This is a genomic window from Labrys sp. 22185 (assembly GCF_052045555.1).
In the GTDB taxonomy this organism is placed as follows: domain Bacteria; phylum Pseudomonadota; class Alphaproteobacteria; order Rhizobiales; family Labraceae; genus Labrys; species Labrys neptuniae.
Genome location: NZ_JBQEPH010000001.1, coordinates 1 through 16,392 on the forward strand (window position 1 = coordinate 1; position 16,392 = coordinate 16,392).

General features: G+C 64.8%; 12 protein-coding genes. 4 read left to right on the forward strand and 8 right to left on the reverse strand.

Annotation, left to right across the window (positions count from 1 at the left end; translation table 11 throughout):
- Positions 1–78: 78 nt before the first annotated feature.
- From ACTJKX_RS00005 to ACTJKX_RS00020, 4 genes are all read right to left on the reverse strand, one after another.
- A complete protein-coding gene (locus tag ACTJKX_RS00005) occupies positions 79–2,823 on the reverse strand; it encodes a molybdopterin-dependent oxidoreductase (protein WP_440723958.1) in 2,745 nt (914 codons plus the stop codon).
- A 10-nt stretch (positions 2,824–2,833) separates the two neighbouring features.
- A complete protein-coding gene (locus ACTJKX_RS00010) occupies positions 2,834–3,664 on the reverse strand; it encodes an FAD binding domain-containing protein (RefSeq protein WP_440723959.1) in 831 nt (276 codons plus the stop codon).
- Between the two features lie 116 nt (positions 3,665–3,780).
- On the reverse strand, positions 3,781–4,728 hold the full coding sequence (locus ACTJKX_RS00015) for a choline ABC transporter substrate-binding protein (protein WP_440723960.1): 948 nt from the start codon (positions 4,726–4,728) through the stop codon (positions 3,781–3,783).
- A 273-nt stretch (positions 4,729–5,001) separates the two neighbouring features.
- Positions 5,002–6,201, reverse strand: coding sequence for an amidohydrolase family protein (locus ACTJKX_RS00020; RefSeq protein WP_440723961.1), 1,200 nt, complete (start codon positions 6,199–6,201; stop codon positions 5,002–5,004).
- Between the two features lie 197 nt (positions 6,202–6,398).
- Between ACTJKX_RS00020 and ACTJKX_RS00025 the strand changes: the two genes are divergently transcribed.
- Positions 6,399–6,812 carry a nuclear transport factor 2 family protein gene (locus tag ACTJKX_RS00025; protein ID WP_440723962.1) on the forward strand — a complete coding sequence of 138 codons (414 nt, stop codon included), beginning with the start codon at positions 6,399–6,401 and terminating at the stop codon, positions 6,810–6,812.
- Between the two features lie 145 nt (positions 6,813–6,957).
- On the opposite strand, the gene ACTJKX_RS00030 is transcribed toward ACTJKX_RS00025, so the two are convergent.
- The 4 genes from ACTJKX_RS00030 to ACTJKX_RS00045 all read right to left on the reverse strand — a co-directional run bounded on the left by ACTJKX_RS00030 (position 6,958) and on the right by ACTJKX_RS00045 (position 12,159).
- Complete coding sequence (locus ACTJKX_RS00030) at positions 6,958–8,802, reverse strand: monovalent cation:proton antiporter-2 (CPA2) family protein (RefSeq protein WP_311942637.1); 1,845 nt, start codon at positions 8,800–8,802, stop codon at positions 6,958–6,960.
- A 299-nt stretch (positions 8,803–9,101) separates the two neighbouring features.
- Positions 9,102–10,742 carry a chaperonin GroEL gene (groL, locus tag ACTJKX_RS00035; RefSeq protein ID WP_440723963.1) on the reverse strand — a complete coding sequence of 547 codons (1,641 nt, stop codon included), beginning with the start codon at positions 10,740–10,742 and terminating at the stop codon, positions 9,102–9,104.
- Between the two features lie 42 nt (positions 10,743–10,784).
- Positions 10,785–11,072 carry a co-chaperone GroES gene (gene groES, locus ACTJKX_RS00040; protein ID WP_311942632.1) on the reverse strand — a complete coding sequence of 96 codons (288 nt, stop codon included), beginning with the start codon at positions 11,070–11,072 and terminating at the stop codon, positions 10,785–10,787.
- A gap of 208 nt (positions 11,073–11,280) precedes the next feature.
- The gene (locus tag ACTJKX_RS00045) at positions 11,281–12,159 is read right to left on the reverse strand and encodes a DMT family transporter (RefSeq protein ID WP_440723964.1); all 879 of its coding nucleotides are present in this window, start codon (positions 12,157–12,159) and stop codon (positions 11,281–11,283) included.
- Positions 12,160–12,639: 480 nt separating this feature from the next.
- On the opposite strand from ACTJKX_RS00045, the gene hemA reads away from it, so the two are divergent.
- From hemA to ACTJKX_RS00060, 3 genes are all read left to right on the forward strand, one after another.
- Positions 12,640–13,866, forward strand: coding sequence for a 5-aminolevulinate synthase (gene hemA / locus ACTJKX_RS00050; protein ID WP_440724489.1), 1,227 nt, complete (start codon positions 12,640–12,642; stop codon positions 13,864–13,866).
- A gap of 486 nt (positions 13,867–14,352) precedes the next feature.
- A complete protein-coding gene (locus ACTJKX_RS00055; RefSeq protein WP_440723965.1) occupies positions 14,353–15,387 on the forward strand; it encodes a glycoside hydrolase family 25 protein in 1,035 nt (344 codons plus the stop codon).
- A gap of 74 nt (positions 15,388–15,461) precedes the next feature.
- A complete protein-coding gene (locus ACTJKX_RS00060) occupies positions 15,462–16,319 on the forward strand; it encodes an alpha/beta fold hydrolase (RefSeq protein WP_440723966.1) in 858 nt (285 codons plus the stop codon).
- Positions 16,320–16,392: the final 73 nt, after the last annotated feature.

Sequence of the window (16,392 nt, forward strand, 5' to 3'; positions counted from 1 at the left end):
CGGCTCTTCCTTGATCCCAGCCGTATCGGGCCCAAAAAGAAGCCGGCTGGAAGCCAGCGGTCCCAGGGAGGCTGCGTCCTAGGTCCGCGCTTTCGCCAAAATCGCAGCCCGGACCCGATCCGGCGTCGCCGGCACCCGGCGCAGCCTGATCCCGGCCGCGTCATGCAGCGCGTTGAGGATGGCCGGCGCGGTGGGAATGAGGGCCTGCTCGCCGACGCCCTTGGCGCCGAACGGGCCGACGGGCGAGGCGTCCTCGATCAGGATCGTCTCCACCGGCGGCACGTCGCCGAGGGTGGGAATGAGATAATCGTGCAGGTTCTCGCCGCGGCCGGGATGGAACTCCTCCATCAGGGCAAGCCCGAGGCCCTGGGCGACGCCGCCTTCGATCTGGCCTTCCACCAAGGTGGGATTGATGGCGCGGCCGACGTCATGCGTGGCGGTGATCTTCAGGACCTTGATGGTGCCGAGCTCGCAATCGACCTCGATTTCGGCCATATGGGCGCCGAAGCCGTAGAGGGCGTAGGGCTCGCCCTGGCCGTCCGCATCGAGGGGGCTGGTCGGCGGATCGAAGGTCTGTTCGGTCGCAAGAGTATAGCCGAGATCGTTGGCCGACAGGTCTGCCAGCCTGAGCGTGCGCACCCTTTCGCCGTCCTCCACCGTCAGCACGGCATCGCCGAAGCGGATGGTGGCCGTTTCGCCGGCATTGGTCTGGCGCAGGATCTGCGCGCGCAGGTCCCGCCCGGCGAGCTCCGCCGCCTTGCCGGTGACGAAGGTCTGGCGCGAGGCCGAGGTCTTGCCGCAATCGGGCGACAGGTCGGTGTCGGCGGAGACGAGGTCGAAGGCCTCCACCGGGGCGCCGAGCGCCTGTGCGCAGATCTGGGTGATTACCGTATTGGAACCCTGGCCGATATCGACCGCGCCCTGGTGCAGCGCCAGGCGCCCATCGGACTTGAGCCCGAGCCGGATGGTGGACGGATTGGGCAGGGAAGTGTTGCCGCAGCCATACCACATGCCGGCGACACCCACTCCGCGCCTTAGGGATGCTTGCTGGCTGCCATTGAAGGCGGCGGCTTCCTCACGTGCGCGCCGCCACGGCGCGCGCAGAGCCTCGAGGCATCTCCTGATGCCGACGCCCTTGCCGAGCACCTGGCCCGTCACGGTCGGCAGGTCGTTGGTGAGGGCGTTGAGGATGCGGAATTCCAGCCTGTCGATGCCGAGCTTGTCGGCAAGCGCGTCATAGAGCTGTTCCTGGGCGATCGAGGATTGCGGCACGCCAAAGCCGCGAAAGGCGCCCGCCGGTACCAGATGGGTGTGTACGGCACGGGCGAGGGCGCGATAATGCGGGATGTAGTAAGGGCCGGAGGCGTGCACCGGCACGCGGTTCGCCACCGTCGGCCCCCAGGAAGAATAGGCACCGGTGTTGAAGTCGCCGGAAAAATCCATGGCGGTGAGCTTGCCGTCCCTGGAGGCGCCGACCCGCAGCTTCATGTGGGCCGGATGCCGCTTGGTGGTGGTCGAGATCGATTCCGAGCGCGAGTAGACCATGCGAACTGGGCGGTCGAGCTGCCAGGCGGCGACGGCGATGAAGGGCTGGACTGAGAGGTCGAGCTTGGAGCCGAAACCGCCGCCCACGGCGGTCGGGATGATGCGCACATTCTCCGGCGGGATGCCGAGCAGGCCCGCGACGTCGTCGCGATCCATATAGGGCGCCTGCGTGCAGGCCTGGATCTCGATCCGGTCGCCCACTCGCCGGGCAAAGCCGGCTTCCGGTTCGATATAGGCGTGCTCGACGAAGCCGGTCTCGAACTCACCCTCCACCACGGCATCGGCAGCGGCCAGCGCCGCTTCGGCGTCACCACGCACGACGCGGCCTCGGGTCAGGACGTTCTCGGGGCGGGCGGAATGGAGGAGATCGGTCGAGGCGAGGGCCTCGTCCATGGCCGTAAGGGCCGTGAGCGGGGTCCAGTCGACCGGGAAGGCCGAGAGGTCGAGGGCCTGGATGGCTTCCGGCTCGCCCACCACGGCAGCAATTGCCTCGCCGCGGAAACGGGTTTCGCCACTGGCGAACACCGGCTGATCGGCAAAGGCCGGAATGACGCCGTAGCAATTGCGGCCCGGCACGTCGCGGGCGGTGAAGACCCTGACGATTCCGGGATACGCGGCGAGGAAAGCGTCGACGTTGCCGATCTCGAAGGCGGCCCGATGGTGCGGGCTGCGTATGGCACGCAGGGCCAGGACATCGTGCGGTGTCTCGTCGGCACCGAAAATGTCGCGCCCTTCCACCTTGGCCGCGCCATCGAGACGATCGATACGCGAGCCGACCGGGCTTTCGGGGTTGGAAGGCAGGGCGGTTGCAGGGCCTTCAGCCACAGCCAGCACGGCGGCGATGATCTTGCGATAGCCGGTGCAGCGGCAGAGGACGCCGCCGAGAGCATCGGCGACGCTGTCTTCCGTCACCTCGGTTCCACTCTGCAGCAAGGCCGTGGCGGCCGTGAGCATAGCGGGCGTGCAGATGCCGCATTGCGCCGCGCCGTGCCGCAGGAAGGAGGCCTGCAAGGCCCCGGTGAGAGGGTTGCTGCGGGTGAGCCCTTCGATGGTGTCGACCCGGCGCCCCTCGATCTGCGCCGCGGCAACCAGGCAGGAACAGGCCGCCTCGCCGTCGAGCAGGACCGTGCAGGCCCCGCAGTCGCCGGCATCGCAGCCGACCTTGGTACCCGTCAGCCCGAAGCCTTCGCGCAGGACTTGGCTCAGGCGGGTGCCGGGCGCCGCCGCGACGGTGGCGGTTTCGCCATTCAGCATGAAGCCGGGCAGCCTCTGGTCCATCCACCCCTCCCTATTGCAAGGTCGCATCGAGCGTTCGGGCAATCAAGGTTCTTACCGCATCACGCCGATACTCGGCACTGGCCCTGACGTCGTCGATCGGCGCAAGGCCTGCGAGATGCTCGGGTTCGATCATCGCGCCGAGGCCAGGCCCCGCTTTCGTGCCGACGAGCGCCGTCTCCAGAGCGGTGAGGCGTCGGGCGACCTCCGAACAGGCGCCGACCGCGATACGCGCCTCGACGATTCTACCTTCATCGTCGCAAGCGATGATGACGGCCACCATCGCAATCGAGATGACGAGATATTTGCGGGCCCCGAGCTTCAGGAAGGCCGAACGGCCGGCCTCGATGCTGCGCGGCACCAGGACTGCACTCACCAATTCGTCGGGGCGCCGGGCGGTTCTGCGATAGCCCGTGATGAAATCGGCCAAGGCCAGTTCGCGCGTGCCCTTTGCCGAGCGCAGTTCCACGCGCGCATCGAGGGCGAGCAGAGGCGGCACGCCATCGGCGGCGGGCGAGGCATTGCACAGATTGCCGGCTATGGTTCCCGCATTCTGGATCTGGATGGCGCCGACCTCGCGGGCGGCCTGCTGCAAGGCATGCAAAGCCGGCGGCAATGCAGCCCTGGCGATGGCCGACCAGGTCGTACGGGCGCCGATGCGGATGAGGTCGACACCGAATTCGATGCCCGACAGCCCTTCAATGGCGGACAGGTCGAGCACGGCGCCGGTCAGGGGCTTGTCGCCCAGGGCAGGGAAGATGTCGGTGCCGCCGGCGAGAATGCGCATCGGCTCAACTGCGAGGGCCTCGCAGGCTTCGTCCACCGTTCTGGGGCGCAGATACATCCCCACCTCGCGGAGTGAGAAATTGTTAGTGTACTAATAAATTATCGAGGTCCCGGAGTCTGTCAAGTGAAGGTTGAGAGGGCGGGTGCAAGACGCCCGCCCGCCGGGGTCAGGCCTTACAAGCCAAGGCTTTTGCGGATCGCCGGCAAGCTGGGCTGCCCATCGAAGGTCGTGACTCCCGCGAGCCAGGTTTCCAGCACGCCGGGATTGCCCTTGAGGTATTTTTCCGCCGCCGCCGGGCCGTCCAAGCCGTCGCCTGTGATCATCTGCATCATCTGGTTTTCCAGCTCCACAGTGAATTTCAGATTGGCGATGAAGCGGGCTGCATTCGGGCATTGTTCGGCCCAGCCAGCACGCACATTGGTATTGACGACGGCCTTGCCATAGTCCGGCCCGAAGGTGTCGTCGCCGCCGGTAAGATAGCGGATCTTGAAGTTGACGTTCATGGGATGCGGCGCCCAGGCCAGGAAGACCATGTCGTCCTGGCGGGCAACGGCACCCTGGAGCTGGGCCAGCATGCCCTGCTCCGAGGATTCGACGACCTGGAAGCCCTTCAGGCCGTTCTTGTTCGCGTCGATCAGGCCTTGCACCAGGCGATTGCCGTTGTTGCCGGGTTCGATGCCGTAGATCTTGCCTTGCAGGCTATCCCGGAACTTGGCGATGTCGGCGAAGTCGTGCAGTCCCTTGGCATAGGTGTATTCGGGCACGGCGAGGGTGTATTTCGCACCCACCGGCAGATTGGCGCCGATGACCGCGATCGACTTGTCTTCCAGATAGGGCTTACGGTCGTTCTCCATGCTCGGTTGCCAGTCGCCGAGATAGACGTCGATATCCTTGGCCTTCATCGAGGCATAGGTGACCGGAATGGAAAGCACGGTCGTCTCGGGCCTATAGCCCAGTCCCTTGAGCATGACCGAGGCGATGGCGGTGGTCGAGGTGATGTCGGTCCAGCCGACATCGGAAAACCGCACCGCCCTGCAATTTTCCGGATCGGCCGCGAGGGCGGGTCCCGCCGCGCCCACCAGCAGCGCGGCCATGGCGAATATGGTGCCGATATGCTTCATTTTACCCCTCCTGGAGCCGATGAGGCTCTCTCCTGTCCTTGATCCGCTGCGCGAACACGGCACGCTGGGACCCCGGAACAGGGATGCAAGGGGATACAGGCATCGAGGGCGCGCGGGCCTCCAGCCAAGCACAGTACCTGCGTACCGCCTATGTGACTGCGGGCACCCTTGTTGATGCGGATACGCCGCTGTTACCCTAAGGCGGGCCGTATCACTGGTGCCTTATGGCAGTGACAGGATCCGCATTCGTCCGCCGGCGCGCGACGCGGACCCTCAGGGCCCGACGATCACCGGCATCTTCGTCGCCGGCGGCGTGTTGCGGCTGCGCTGGGTGCGCACCACGCCATCGATGACCGTCATGCCGATGCCGGGCAGGTCGCCGAGCTGGATGCTGTCCAGAAGGTCCTTGCCCGCCGAATGCTGGGCCTTGTCCATCAGCACGAAATCCGCAGCCCGGCCCACTTCGATCAATCCGCAGTCGAGCGAGCGCATGCGGGCGGTGTTGCCGGTGGCAAAGCACAGGGCGATCTCGGCCGGCACGTCGCCGAGCGAGGACAGCATCGAGACCATGCGCAATATGCCGAGCGGCTGCACGCCCGATCCGGCGGGAGCATCCGTGCCGAGGATGACGCGCTCGAGCTGGTTCATCTCGCGCGCGGTGCGCAGCGTGTAGAGGGCGGCGCGTTCATTGCCGTTGTGCACCAGTTCGAGGCCACGGCCGCAGCCCTCGCAGATGCAGCGGATCTGGTCGAGGGGCAGGGCCGTATGGCCGCCATTGATGTGGCCGACGACGTCGGTGTCGGCTTCCAGCACGACGTCCTTGTCGATCAGGCCGGAGCCGGGGATCGAGGGGCCGCCGGTGTGGATGGTCGACTGGATGCCGTATTTGCGGGCCCAGCCCACCATCCTGCGCGCGGTAGGGCCGTCCTTGACGCCGCCGAGACCGACCTCGCCGAGCAGCTTGACGCCGGCGGCGGCGAGTTCCTTGAAGTCGTCCTCCACCATGTCGGGTTCGATCACCGGCGCGCCGGCATGGACCTTCACGCCGCTGGGCCGGAAGGCGGAGAAGGTACGCTGGGCGTAGATCGCCATCGCCTTGAGGCCGGTGACGTCGCGCGGCCGGCCGGGCGTGTGCACCTCGCCGGCCGAGATCATGGTGGTGACGCCGCCATGGAGGTTGGATTCGATCCAGCCGAGCTGGTTCTGCCGCGGCGTCCAGTCGCCGGCGACGGGATGGACATGGCTGTCGATCAGGCCCGGGGTGACGGCGGTGCCGGAAGCGTCGATCACGCGGGTGGCACCGGAAAGGTCGAGATCCTTCTCCCGGCCGATGGCGGCGATGCGCCCGCCCACCGCCACGATGGTATCGGCGTCGAGGATGGGATTGGCGATGTCGCCGCTCAAGATGAGGCCGATATTGCGAATGACGAGCTTGTCATTGGCCCCGCCGTCCCTAGCTTCCTCATGCGCCATGCTGTGCTCCTCCCGATGGTTTGAGATCGTTAGTCTACAAACAATTTTGAACAGCTCAAGGGCCCATGGGGCGACGGCCTGTCGATCGCCCACCACCGAAAGTGCCGCTTTGGCCGATGCCGGCGCAGGCGTATTCTAGCGGTATCCGCCTCGTCCGGCTTCTCCAGCGCGGTGCGATGCGGCTGGAGGGAAACGTCATGAGCGATCGGGCAAGCGTGGAAGAGCTGGTGCGCCGGGCCTATGAGCGGCGCAGTGCCGGCGATTTGGACGGCATCATGCAATGTTTCGGGTCGGATCCGAGCTTCCGGCTCGCTGGCGATGAGGTGCTGGGTGTCCTGACGACCGAGGTCCGCGGGCAGGACAATTTGCGGCAGGCGATGCGCCGATTGGTGGCGGCCTGGGACTGGAAGGACTATCGGATCGACGCCATCCTGGTGGATGGCGATCGCGTCGCCGTCCACGCCAAGGGCACCATGCTGTTCGTGCCGACCGGGCAGCGCTTCGATACGGAGACGCTGGACCTGTTGGAGATCGCCGACGGCAGGATCAAGCAGTTCCTGCAATTCTGCGATACCCATATGGCGGCCAAGGCAATGGGCTTGGCCGCCTGACTGTGCGCTTCGATGGGCGTCAGGCTACGGCATCGTGCCCGATCTCCGACTCGGTCACGACGCTGTCATTGATTGTTGATGCATCGTCTTCGCCGAAAGCCGGTAACCGCCTTTCGGCACCATGCTCTAGCGCGATGAAGCTGCGTCAGCCGGTCTCTTCGTCTTCCTTCGCCTCCTCGGCTGCGTCGATGGCTTCTTTGTTCAGGGTGACGCCGACGGTGTCGGGACGCTCCAGCGGCTCGGGCTTCATCAGGCGCTTGGAATTGACCAGGTCCATGCCGGCATAGATGCCGCCCTGCTGCTGCGCCACGATGCGCCTTGCGTCGCGATCGCGCACATCCTCGATGATCTCCTCGGCCTCGACATTGTCGACACCGAGGGCTTCCAGGGTCGATCGTCCGAAGGCGAGGGCGCTCTCATAGGTCTCGCGCATGTGGAAATCGACGCCGGCACTCAGCAGCGCCAGCACGTGCTGGCGGTCATAGGCGCGGGAATAGACCTCGGTGAGCGGAAACTCGGCCTTGACCATCTCGACGATCTTCACCGCCGTGGCGCGGTCGTCGATCGCAACGCAGATCACGCGGGCCTCGCCGGCACCGGCCGCGCGCAGCACGTCCAGCCGGCCGCCATCACCGAAATAGACCTTGGCACCGAAGCGGGCGGCGACGTCGATCATCTCGACATCCTTGTCGATGATGGTCGTCTCGATGTCGGCGGTGCGCAGGACCTGCGAGACGACCTGGCCGAAGCGGCCGAAGCCGATGACCAGAGCCTTGCCGTGCGCGTCGGAATAATCTTCCTCCCGGGTCAACTCGGCCGGGGCGAAGCGGGTGAGCAATCGCTCGGAGCCGGCCGCGATCAGGGGGCCGAACAGCATGGTGAAGGCCGCCAATGCCTTGACGAAGCCGGCCTGCTCGCCCTGGAGGAAGCCGTAGGACAGTCCGAGCGGGATCAGCACGAAAGCGAATTCGCCGGCCGGCGAGAGCAGGATGCCGGAGCGGATGGCATCGAGCTTGGTGGAGCCGGTGAGGCGGAAGACGGCGGCGACCGAGACGGACTTGACCAGGATGAGGCCGAGGGCAGCCACCACCAGGGCCAGCCAGTGCTGCAGCACCAGGGCGCCATTGATGTCCATGCCAACGCTCATGAAGAACAGGCCGAGCAGCAGCCCGCGGAAGGGCTCGATGTCGGCCTCGAGCTCGTGGCGGAAATTCGATTCGGCCAGCAGCACGCCGGCGAGGAAGGCACCAAGGGCCATCGACATGCCGGCCCACTGCATCAGGAGGGCAGTGCCGAGCACCAAAAGCAGGGCGGCGGCCGTCATCACCTCGCGGGCGTCGGTGGTGGCGAGGATGCGGAACAGCGGGTTGAGCAGATAACGCCCCGCCAGCACCACCACGGCGATCGAGCCGATCATGATGCCGGTGCGGGTCCAGCCGCCGCCCTCACTGGCCGCATGGGTAGCTTCGACAGCAAAAAGCGGGATCAAGGCCAGGATCGGCACCACCGACATGTCCTGGAACAGCAGGACCGCGAAGCTGCGCTGGCCATAGGGCGCCTGCAATTCGCCGCGCTCGCCCAGGACCTGCAGGGCGATGGCGGTGGCGGAGAGGGCAAGGGCAATTCCGGTGAGTGCCGCCCCCATCACCGACAGGCCGAGTGCATGGGCGATGCCGCCGATCACCAGGGCGCAGACCACGAGCTGCAGGCCGCCGAGGCCGAAAATATCCTTGCGCATCGCCAGCAGGCGCGAGAGCTGCAGCTCGAGCCCGATGACGAAGAGCAGGAGGACGATGCCGATCTCGCCGATATGCTGGATGGTGACGGTATCGGTGAACAGCGCGAAGCCGGAAGGGCCGATCGCCAAGCCGGCGATCAGGTAACCGAGGATAGCGCCGAAGCCGATGCGCTTGAAGATGGGAACCGCGACGACGGCGGCGCCGAGGAAAAGCAGAAGGCTGGGGAGAAAACTGGCGTTGGAATGTTCCATGAGCCTTCATGCAATTGGAGAGCGGCGAGGTCAATTCCCTTGGGACGCCAGGCACTCGAGAACGCGAATGGCCGGGCTGGGAGACCGCGGAAAGAGACGGGCGTCTTCCAGATTTATTGCTCTGGCGGCCCGGTTCAAGGGCGCCCTTCGACAAGCATGATCCAAGCAAACAAAAAGGGCGGCGCTTGCGCACCGCCCTTTGAGATTCTCACGAGGAGACCGGACTTAGAAGTCCATGCCGCCCCTCACGTCCGGCATGCCGGACGTGAGCATGTTTCGCTTTTGGGCGAAGGGACTTCTTAGAAGTCCATGCCGCCCATGCTACCGCCCGGCATTGCCGGAGCCGCAGCGGCCTTGTCCTTCGGCGCCTCGCCGATCATCGCTTCCGTGGTGATCAGGAGCGAAGCCACCGAAGCGGCGTCCTGCAGCGCGGTGCGCACGACCTTGGCCGGATCGACGATGCCCTTCTCGAGCAGGTCGACATATTCCTCGTTCTGCGCGTCGAAACCGAAGGTCTTCGACTTGTTCTCGAGGATCTTGCCGACGACGATCGAGCCTTCGACGCCCGAGTTCTCGCAGATCTGCCGGATCGGGGCTTCGAGAGCCTTCTCGACGATCTTGATGCCGGCGCGGATGTCCGAGTTGTCGGAGGAGAGCTTGGCGACCGCAGCCTTGGCGCGGAGCAGAGCCGTGCCGCCGCCGGGGACGATGCCTTCCTGAACGGCCGCGCGGGTGGCGTTCAGAGCGTCGTCAACGCGATCCTTCTTCTCCTTGACTTCCACTTCGGTGGAACCACCGACGCGGATGACGGCAACGCCGCCGGCGAGCTTGGCCAGACGCTCCTGGAGCTTCTCGCGGTCGTAGTCGGAGGTGGTCTCTTCGATCTGAGCCTTGATCTGGGAGACGCGGCCTTCGATGTCCTTCTTCTTGCCGGCGCCGTCGACGATCGTGGTCTTCTCCTTCTCGATCGACACCTTCTTGGCGCGGCCGAGCATCTGGAGGGTCACGGTCTCGAGCTTGATGCCGAGGTCGTCGGAGATCACCTGGCCGCCCGTGAGGATGGCGATGTCTTCCAGCATGGCCTTGCGGCGATCGCCGAAGCCCGGAGCCTTGACGGCAGCGATCTTCAGGCCGCCACGCAGCTTGTTGACGACGAGGGTGGCGAGGGCTTCGCCTTCGACGTCTTCAGCGACGATGAGCAGGGGCTTGCCGGTCTGCACGACGGCTTCGAGCACCGGCAGCATGGCCTGGAGGCCCGAGAGCTTCTTCTCGTGGATGAGGATGTAGGGATCCTCGAGGTCCGCGATCATCTTCTCGGCATTGGTGATGAAGTAGGGCGACAGGTAGCCGCGGTCGAACTGCATGCCTTCGACGATGTCGACTTCGGTGTCGAGGCTCTTGGCCTCTTCGACCGTGATCACGCCTTCATTGCCGACCTTCTGCATGGCCTTGGCGATTTCGCCGCCGATGAAGGCGTCGCCATTGGCCGAGATGGTGCCGACCTGGGCGATCTCGGAGGAGTTCGCGACCTTCTTGGAACGGTCGGCGATGTCCTTGACGGCAGCCTGGACAGCCAGGTCGATACCGCGCTTGAGGTCCATCGGGTTCATGCCGGCGGCAACCGCCTTGGCGCCTTCGCGGACGATGGCCTGGGCGAGAACCGTAGCGGTGGTGGTGCCGTCACCGGCGGTGTCGTTGGTCTTGGAAGCGACCTCACGCACCATCTGGGCGCCCATGTTCTCGAACTTGTCGGCAAGTTCGATTTCCTTGGCGACGGTGACGCCGTCCTTGGTGATGCGGGGCGCGCCGAACGACTTCTCGATCACGACGTTGCGACCCTTCGGGCCTAGCGTGACCTTGACGGCATTGGCGAGAATGTCGACGCCGCGCAGCATCTTGTCGCGCGCGTCGGTAGAGAATTTGACTTCCTTGGCAGCCATGTGGGTGTCCTCAGAATGAATGGGGAGAATGGTAGCTGCCGATTAGGCAACGATACCCATGATGTCGGATTCCTTCATGATGAGGTAATCCTCACCATCGAGCTTGATCTCGGTGCCGGACCACTTGCCGAACAGGACGCGATCACCAGCCTTGACATCGAGGGGGGTGAGCTTGCCGGCTTCGTCGCGGCCACCCGGGCCGACGGCGATGACCTTGCCCTCCTGGGGCTTTTCCTTGGCAGTGTCGGGGATGATGATGCCGCCCTTGGTCTTTTCTTCGGCATCGACGCGCTGGACGACCACACGGTCGTGGAGCGGACGGAACTTCATGGTTGTCTTCCTCTTGTGCGAGGGGCGGGGCCCCTTGGTCCACATCGAAGGGATTTTATGATAGACCGTTAGCACTCAGCAATGGTGAGTGCTAACGACTGACCGGGATTTAGTCAGCCCCCTGCGGACTGTCAAGGAGCGCCCCTGCAAACAATTTCGACCAAAGTGAATTTGGTGAATGGGACCGGGGACGAATCCCGGCCGGGCCTCAGGCCGGGCGGGCCCGCGGAGCGCTGAAAGTGGCGAAGAGACAGGCTGCCATGATCAGCGTAGCGCCCGCGAGCGTCCAGTTCGTCGGCACTTCGGCGAAGAGGTAATAGCCGAAGATCATCGCCCAGACGAAGGCGGTATATTCCATGATGCCGAGCCGCGCGGCATGGCCACGCGCATAGGCCCAGGCGAGGCACAGATGCCCGAATGTGCCGAACAGGCCCACCGTGGCCGTAATAGCCCAATGCTCGAACTTGACTGGTTGCCATTGCCACACCCCGGCCGGCAATACGAACAGGAAGGCGAAACAATTGGAGAGCATCACGATGGTCAGGGTCGAATCCTGGCTCGACTGCTGGCGCATCAGCACCATCGACAGGGCATAGAAGAAGGCGCAGCCGAGCGCGGCCAACAGGCCGATCACGTCGAAGGCATGGGCCTGGCTGGCCTCCTGGCCACGGGCGATCACCAGCACGCCGGCAAAGCCGACCAGGATGGCGACCAGCGCCCGCACGGCGATCGGCTCCTTCAGGATGATGCGCCCCAGCAGTGCCATCAGCAACGGGGCGAGGAAGGTGAGGGTGATCGCCTCGACCAGCGGCAGCCGCGAAATTGCCGTGAAGAAGCAGGCCGCCGTCGCCAGCACCACCACGGCGCGCAGGGCGTTGCGCCTGAAGGCGGCCGGACTCGGCCAGCCCTTGGCGAAGAGGAGATAGATCGCCAAGGCGATCACGGCCCCGGCGCCATAGCGCATGGTGATGGCCTGCATGAGGGGATAGGTGGTCGAGATCACCTTCATGCCGGTGTCGAGAAAGGCCAGGAAGGTCACCCCCAGTCCCGACATCAGGATGGGGCGCAGCGAAGCCTCGTTCCTCATGGCCGCACCGGCCCTCGGAGTTTTGCCGGGGCGCTGGGCCCGGCGGCGGCGCCATCCCTCTCGCGGGCTTCACGGGTCTCGATATCGGGGAGGAACACGGGGTAGCCGCTGTGCATCAGGAAATCTTGTTTCCTTTCATTAATAAGGATGGGGGTGAATCGTCCATCGGGCGTCGAAAATATTTCTTTGTCCTCGACCCGTTCGCACTCCTGCCGGAAGCACTTTCCAGCAATCGGAGGAAGACGGCCGGGCACCTTTGCCTTAGTTTTGCGTCGTGAGGTTGCGTTGCGTGCGAAAGCGCAGGGACCCGCGACCAATCGCCGTCTTTACTGTCCATCATGGTGCATCGGCCCGAAATCCGGGTTATGACTGATCCAGATTGGAAGAATTCGAAGCGAGCAACGGTCTCTCGGGGCCGGTGTCGCCGGATATTGACCATCGCCGGCCAGGGCCGGCCGAAGGCGAGTTTGGGTTGAAATGATGAACTATACTGCGATTTTCGAAACGGCTGTCGACGCTCTCCGGCGCGAGAAGCGCTATCGTGTCTTCGCCGACATCGAACGGATCGCGGGGCGCTTTCCCCATGCCCTCTGGCATGCGCCCGATGGTCCGCGCGAGATCGTGGTGTGGTGCTCCAACGACTATCTCGGCATGGGCCAGCATCCGGCCTCGATCGCGGCGATGGTCGAGGCGGCCCAGCAACTCGGCGTCGGTGCCGGCGGCACGCGCAACATCTCGGGCAACAGCCATCAGGTGGTGATGTTGGAGCAGGAGCTTGCCGATCTCCACGGCAAGCCGGCGGCCCTCGTCTTCACCTCCGGCTATGTGTCCAACCAGACCGGAATCTCCACCATCGGCAAGCTGCTGCCCGACGGCCTGATCCTGTCCGACCAGCTCAACCACAATTCGATGATCGAGGGCGTGCGGCAATCGGGCCGCGAGAAGGTGATCTTCCGCCACAACGATCTCGATCATCTCGAGGAGCTCCTGCGCAAGGCCGGCAAGGAGCGTCCCAAGCTGATCGCCTTCGAGAGCGTCTATTCCATGGATGGCGACATCGCGCCGATCGGGCGGATCTGCGATCTGGCCGAACGCTACAACGCCATGACCTATCTCGACGAAGTCCATGCCGTCGGCATGTATGGCGCGCGGGGCGGCGGCATCGCCGAGCGTGACGGCGAGATGGCACGCGTCGACGTGATCGAAGGCACGCTCGCCAAGGCTTTCGGCACGCTGGGCGGCTATATCGCCGCCAACACACCCATCGTCGATGCCGTGCGCTCGCATGCGCCGGGCTTCATCTTCACCTCGGCGCTGCCGCCGGCGGTGGCGGCGGCGGCCCAGGCCTCGGTCCGCCACCTCAAGACCTCGCAGAGCGCGCGCGCGGCCCAGCAGGCCAATGCGGCCCGCACCAAGGCGGCGCTTGCGGATGCCGGCTTGCCGGTGACGATCTCGCAAACCCATATCGTGCCGGTGATCGTCGGCGATGCCGAACGCTGCAAGGCCGCCAGTGACATGCTGCTCGCCGAGCACGGCATCTATATCCAGCCGATCAACTACCCCACCGTGCCACGCGGCACCGAGCGCCTGCGCATCACGCCGACGCCTTTCCATGACGAAGCCTTGATCGCCGAACTGACGAAGGCGCTGGTGGCGGTGTGGCGCAAGCTCGACCTGCCCTTCCGGCTGCGGGCCGCCGCGGAATAAGCCGGCCTCCGGTACGCAATTGCAGTTCGCCGAGGCGTCTTCGAGTTCGCACGACCTTGCCATAGCCGGGCTTGACCCGGCTATCCAGAAGCCGCACGCGCAACCGGCCGCGAGGGCTGGATTGCCGGGTCACGCCCGGCAATGACAAATCGGAGCGTTTCTTCCTCAAGTGAAATGCGTTGTCTCCGAAATTCGGCTTCTCGTCATGCGAACCGCGTGAAGCACGCCGGCGTGTTGCGGGCGCGTGGTGGCGCTTGCGACGGCGGCATGGGCCGAGACGGGACGGGGCCCAAAACAGGCCGCAGCGGTAACCATGATTGCTAGCCGAAAAGTTACCATATTTCGGGAATGGCGCGCCTTGTGGCCCGAAATCAACGGCTCTGCCTTTTGATTCAATCTTTGTTGGCGATTTACGCACAAACGTTTCGTTACGGCTTCCGGGGGGACTGGGGCCGATCGTTCCGGCGTTTGTTGACGTGAGTATCCATGCGCGTACTGGGCCTGCCAGCCATTCTCGTCGCCTGTCTCGCTCTTGCGAGTTGCAGTGCCATCAGCGGCGATCCTGACCGGCCCATCCGGCCGCCGGAGACCACGGGCTCGGTCGCTTCCTCCATTCCGGCACCACCGGAGCCGGAACCGATCCAGCAGCCTCTGCCCGAGGGCGTGCCGCCGGACACGGTAGCCATGATGCCGCCGCCGATTTCCAAGCCGCCACTGCGGCCAGTCGCGTTACCCCCCGAGCCGGTGGCGGCGGTCATGGCGGCGCCAATGGTCAGGTCGGGTCCGCGCGAGCGCATCTATGGCCGCCGCTTCCGGGATGCCAAGCCGATCAATTTCGGCAGGGCTTCGCCGCGCGCCTTTGCGGTCCATGGCGTCGACGTCTCACGTTGGCAGGGCGACATCGACTGGCAGACTTTGCGCCAGCAGGGCGCCAACTTCGTCTTCATCAAGGCCACCGACGGTGGCGACCATCTCGATCCCCTATTCAAGCGCAATTGGCGCGGCGCGCATGAGGCGGGCCTGCGTCGCGGCGCTTATCACTTCTTCTATTGGTGCCGCAGCGGCGCCGAGCAGGCACGCTGGTTCATCCGTAACGTGCCGCGCATCCCGGGAGCGCTGCCACCGGTGCTCGATGTCGAATGGAACGCGGATTCGGCCTGCAAGCGGCGACCTTCGCCCAGCAACATCCGCGATAACATGCAGGCCTTCCTGACCATCGTCGAAAGACATTACGGCCAACGGCCTATCATCTACACGGCGCCCGGCTTCTACCACGACAATCTGGAAGGGGCTTTTCTCGATTACCCGTTCTGGCTGCGCTCCGTCGCCCGCCATCCTTCCCAGGTGTTCGAGGGCAGAAAGTGGGTGTTCTGGCAATATTCCGGCTCGGGCCTTTCGCAGGGCGTGGGCGAGAAGATCGACCTCAACGTCTTCAATGGCAGCGCCGAGGCCTGGTATCGCTGGCTCGGGATGAATGCGGACGGGGGTGGTGCAGGCCAGGATCGGTATGCGTCGCGATAATAGCTAACAATTTCAATAGACTTTGACGCCGGTGCCCAAATGATGAATCGTCGACTCGATCGGATTTCGAGTCGATGGATCTTCCAATGCGCATCATCCTCGCCGCCTTTTCCGCCTGCTTCCTGGTTTTCGCCTCGCTCGGCGCGGTCCTGGCGGCTGAGCGCTGGGAGACGCTGCCGCCGACGCCGGCGCCCCTCGCCAAAGGCAGCTTTGCCGACATCAACGGCATCAAGCTTTATTACGCGACCCTCGGCAAGGGAGCGCCGGTCGTGCTGCTGCATGGCGGCCTCGGCAATTCCGACTATTGGGGCCTGCAGGCCAAGGCCCTGGCACGCCGTCATAAGGTGATCCTCGTCGACAGCCGCGGCCATGGCCGCTCGAGCCGGGACACCAAGCCCTACGGCTATGATCTGATGGCCGACGACGTCGTCGCGCTGCTCGACAAGCTCAAGATCAGACAAGCCGACATCGTCGGCTGGAGTGACGGTGCCATTCTCGGTATCGATCTGGCCATCCGCCATCCCGATCGTGTCAACAAGGTCTTCGCCTTTGCGGCCAATACCGTGACGTCAGGCGTCAAGGACGGAGTCGACAAGAATCCAACCTTCGCCTCCTATATCGAACGGGCCGGCAAGGAATATGCCAAGCTGTCGCCAACACCGAAGGAGTATGAGGCCTTTGTCGGGCAGATCAGCCAGATGTGGGCGACACAGCCAAGCTGGACCGATGTGCAGCTCAAGGCGATCAAGACACCGGTGCTGGTGGTCGATGGCGATCATGACGAGGCGATCAAGCGCGAGCATACCGAATATATCGCCGCCACCATTCCCGGCGCCGGCCTTCTGATCCTGCCCAATGCCAGCCATTTTGCCTTCCTGCAGGATCCGGCCTTGTTCGATGCGGCGCTGCTGGGCTTCCTCGACGGGAAATGAGCACGGGCTGGCAAGGCCTGACGCCGACCATCCATGGGCGAGGAGACGGAATGTCGATCGATCGTCGTGATCG

Coding starts and splice junctions, on each gene's coding strand:
- ACTJKX_RS00005 (WP_440723958.1), bottom strand. CDS start 2,823: ATGGACCAGAGGCTGCCCGGCTTCATGCTGAATGGCGAAACCGCCACC.
- ACTJKX_RS00010 (WP_440723959.1), bottom strand. CDS start 3,664: ATGTATCTGCGCCCCAGAACGGTGGACGAAGCCTGCGAGGCCCTCGCA.
- ACTJKX_RS00015 (WP_440723960.1), bottom strand. CDS start 4,728: ATGAAGCATATCGGCACCATATTCGCCATGGCCGCGCTGCTGGTGGGC.
- ACTJKX_RS00020 (WP_440723961.1), bottom strand. CDS start 6,201: ATGGCGCATGAGGAAGCTAGGGACGGCGGGGCCAATGACAAGCTCGTC.
- ACTJKX_RS00025 (WP_440723962.1), top strand. CDS start 6,399: ATGAGCGATCGGGCAAGCGTGGAAGAGCTGGTGCGCCGGGCCTATGAG.
- ACTJKX_RS00030 (WP_311942637.1), bottom strand. CDS start 8,802: ATGGAACATTCCAACGCCAGTTTTCTCCCCAGCCTTCTGCTTTTCCTC.
- groL (WP_440723963.1), bottom strand. CDS start 10,742: ATGGCTGCCAAGGAAGTCAAATTCTCTACCGACGCGCGCGACAAGATG.
- groES (WP_311942632.1), bottom strand. CDS start 11,072: ATGAAGTTCCGTCCGCTCCACGACCGTGTGGTCGTCCAGCGCGTCGAT.
- ACTJKX_RS00045 (WP_440723964.1), bottom strand. CDS start 12,159: ATGAGGAACGAGGCTTCGCTGCGCCCCATCCTGATGTCGGGACTGGGG.
- hemA (WP_440724489.1), top strand. CDS start 12,640: ATGAACTATACTGCGATTTTCGAAACGGCTGTCGACGCTCTCCGGCGC.
- ACTJKX_RS00055 (WP_440723965.1), top strand. CDS start 14,353: ATGCGCGTACTGGGCCTGCCAGCCATTCTCGTCGCCTGTCTCGCTCTT.
- ACTJKX_RS00060 (WP_440723966.1), top strand. CDS start 15,462: ATGGATCTTCCAATGCGCATCATCCTCGCCGCCTTTTCCGCCTGCTTC.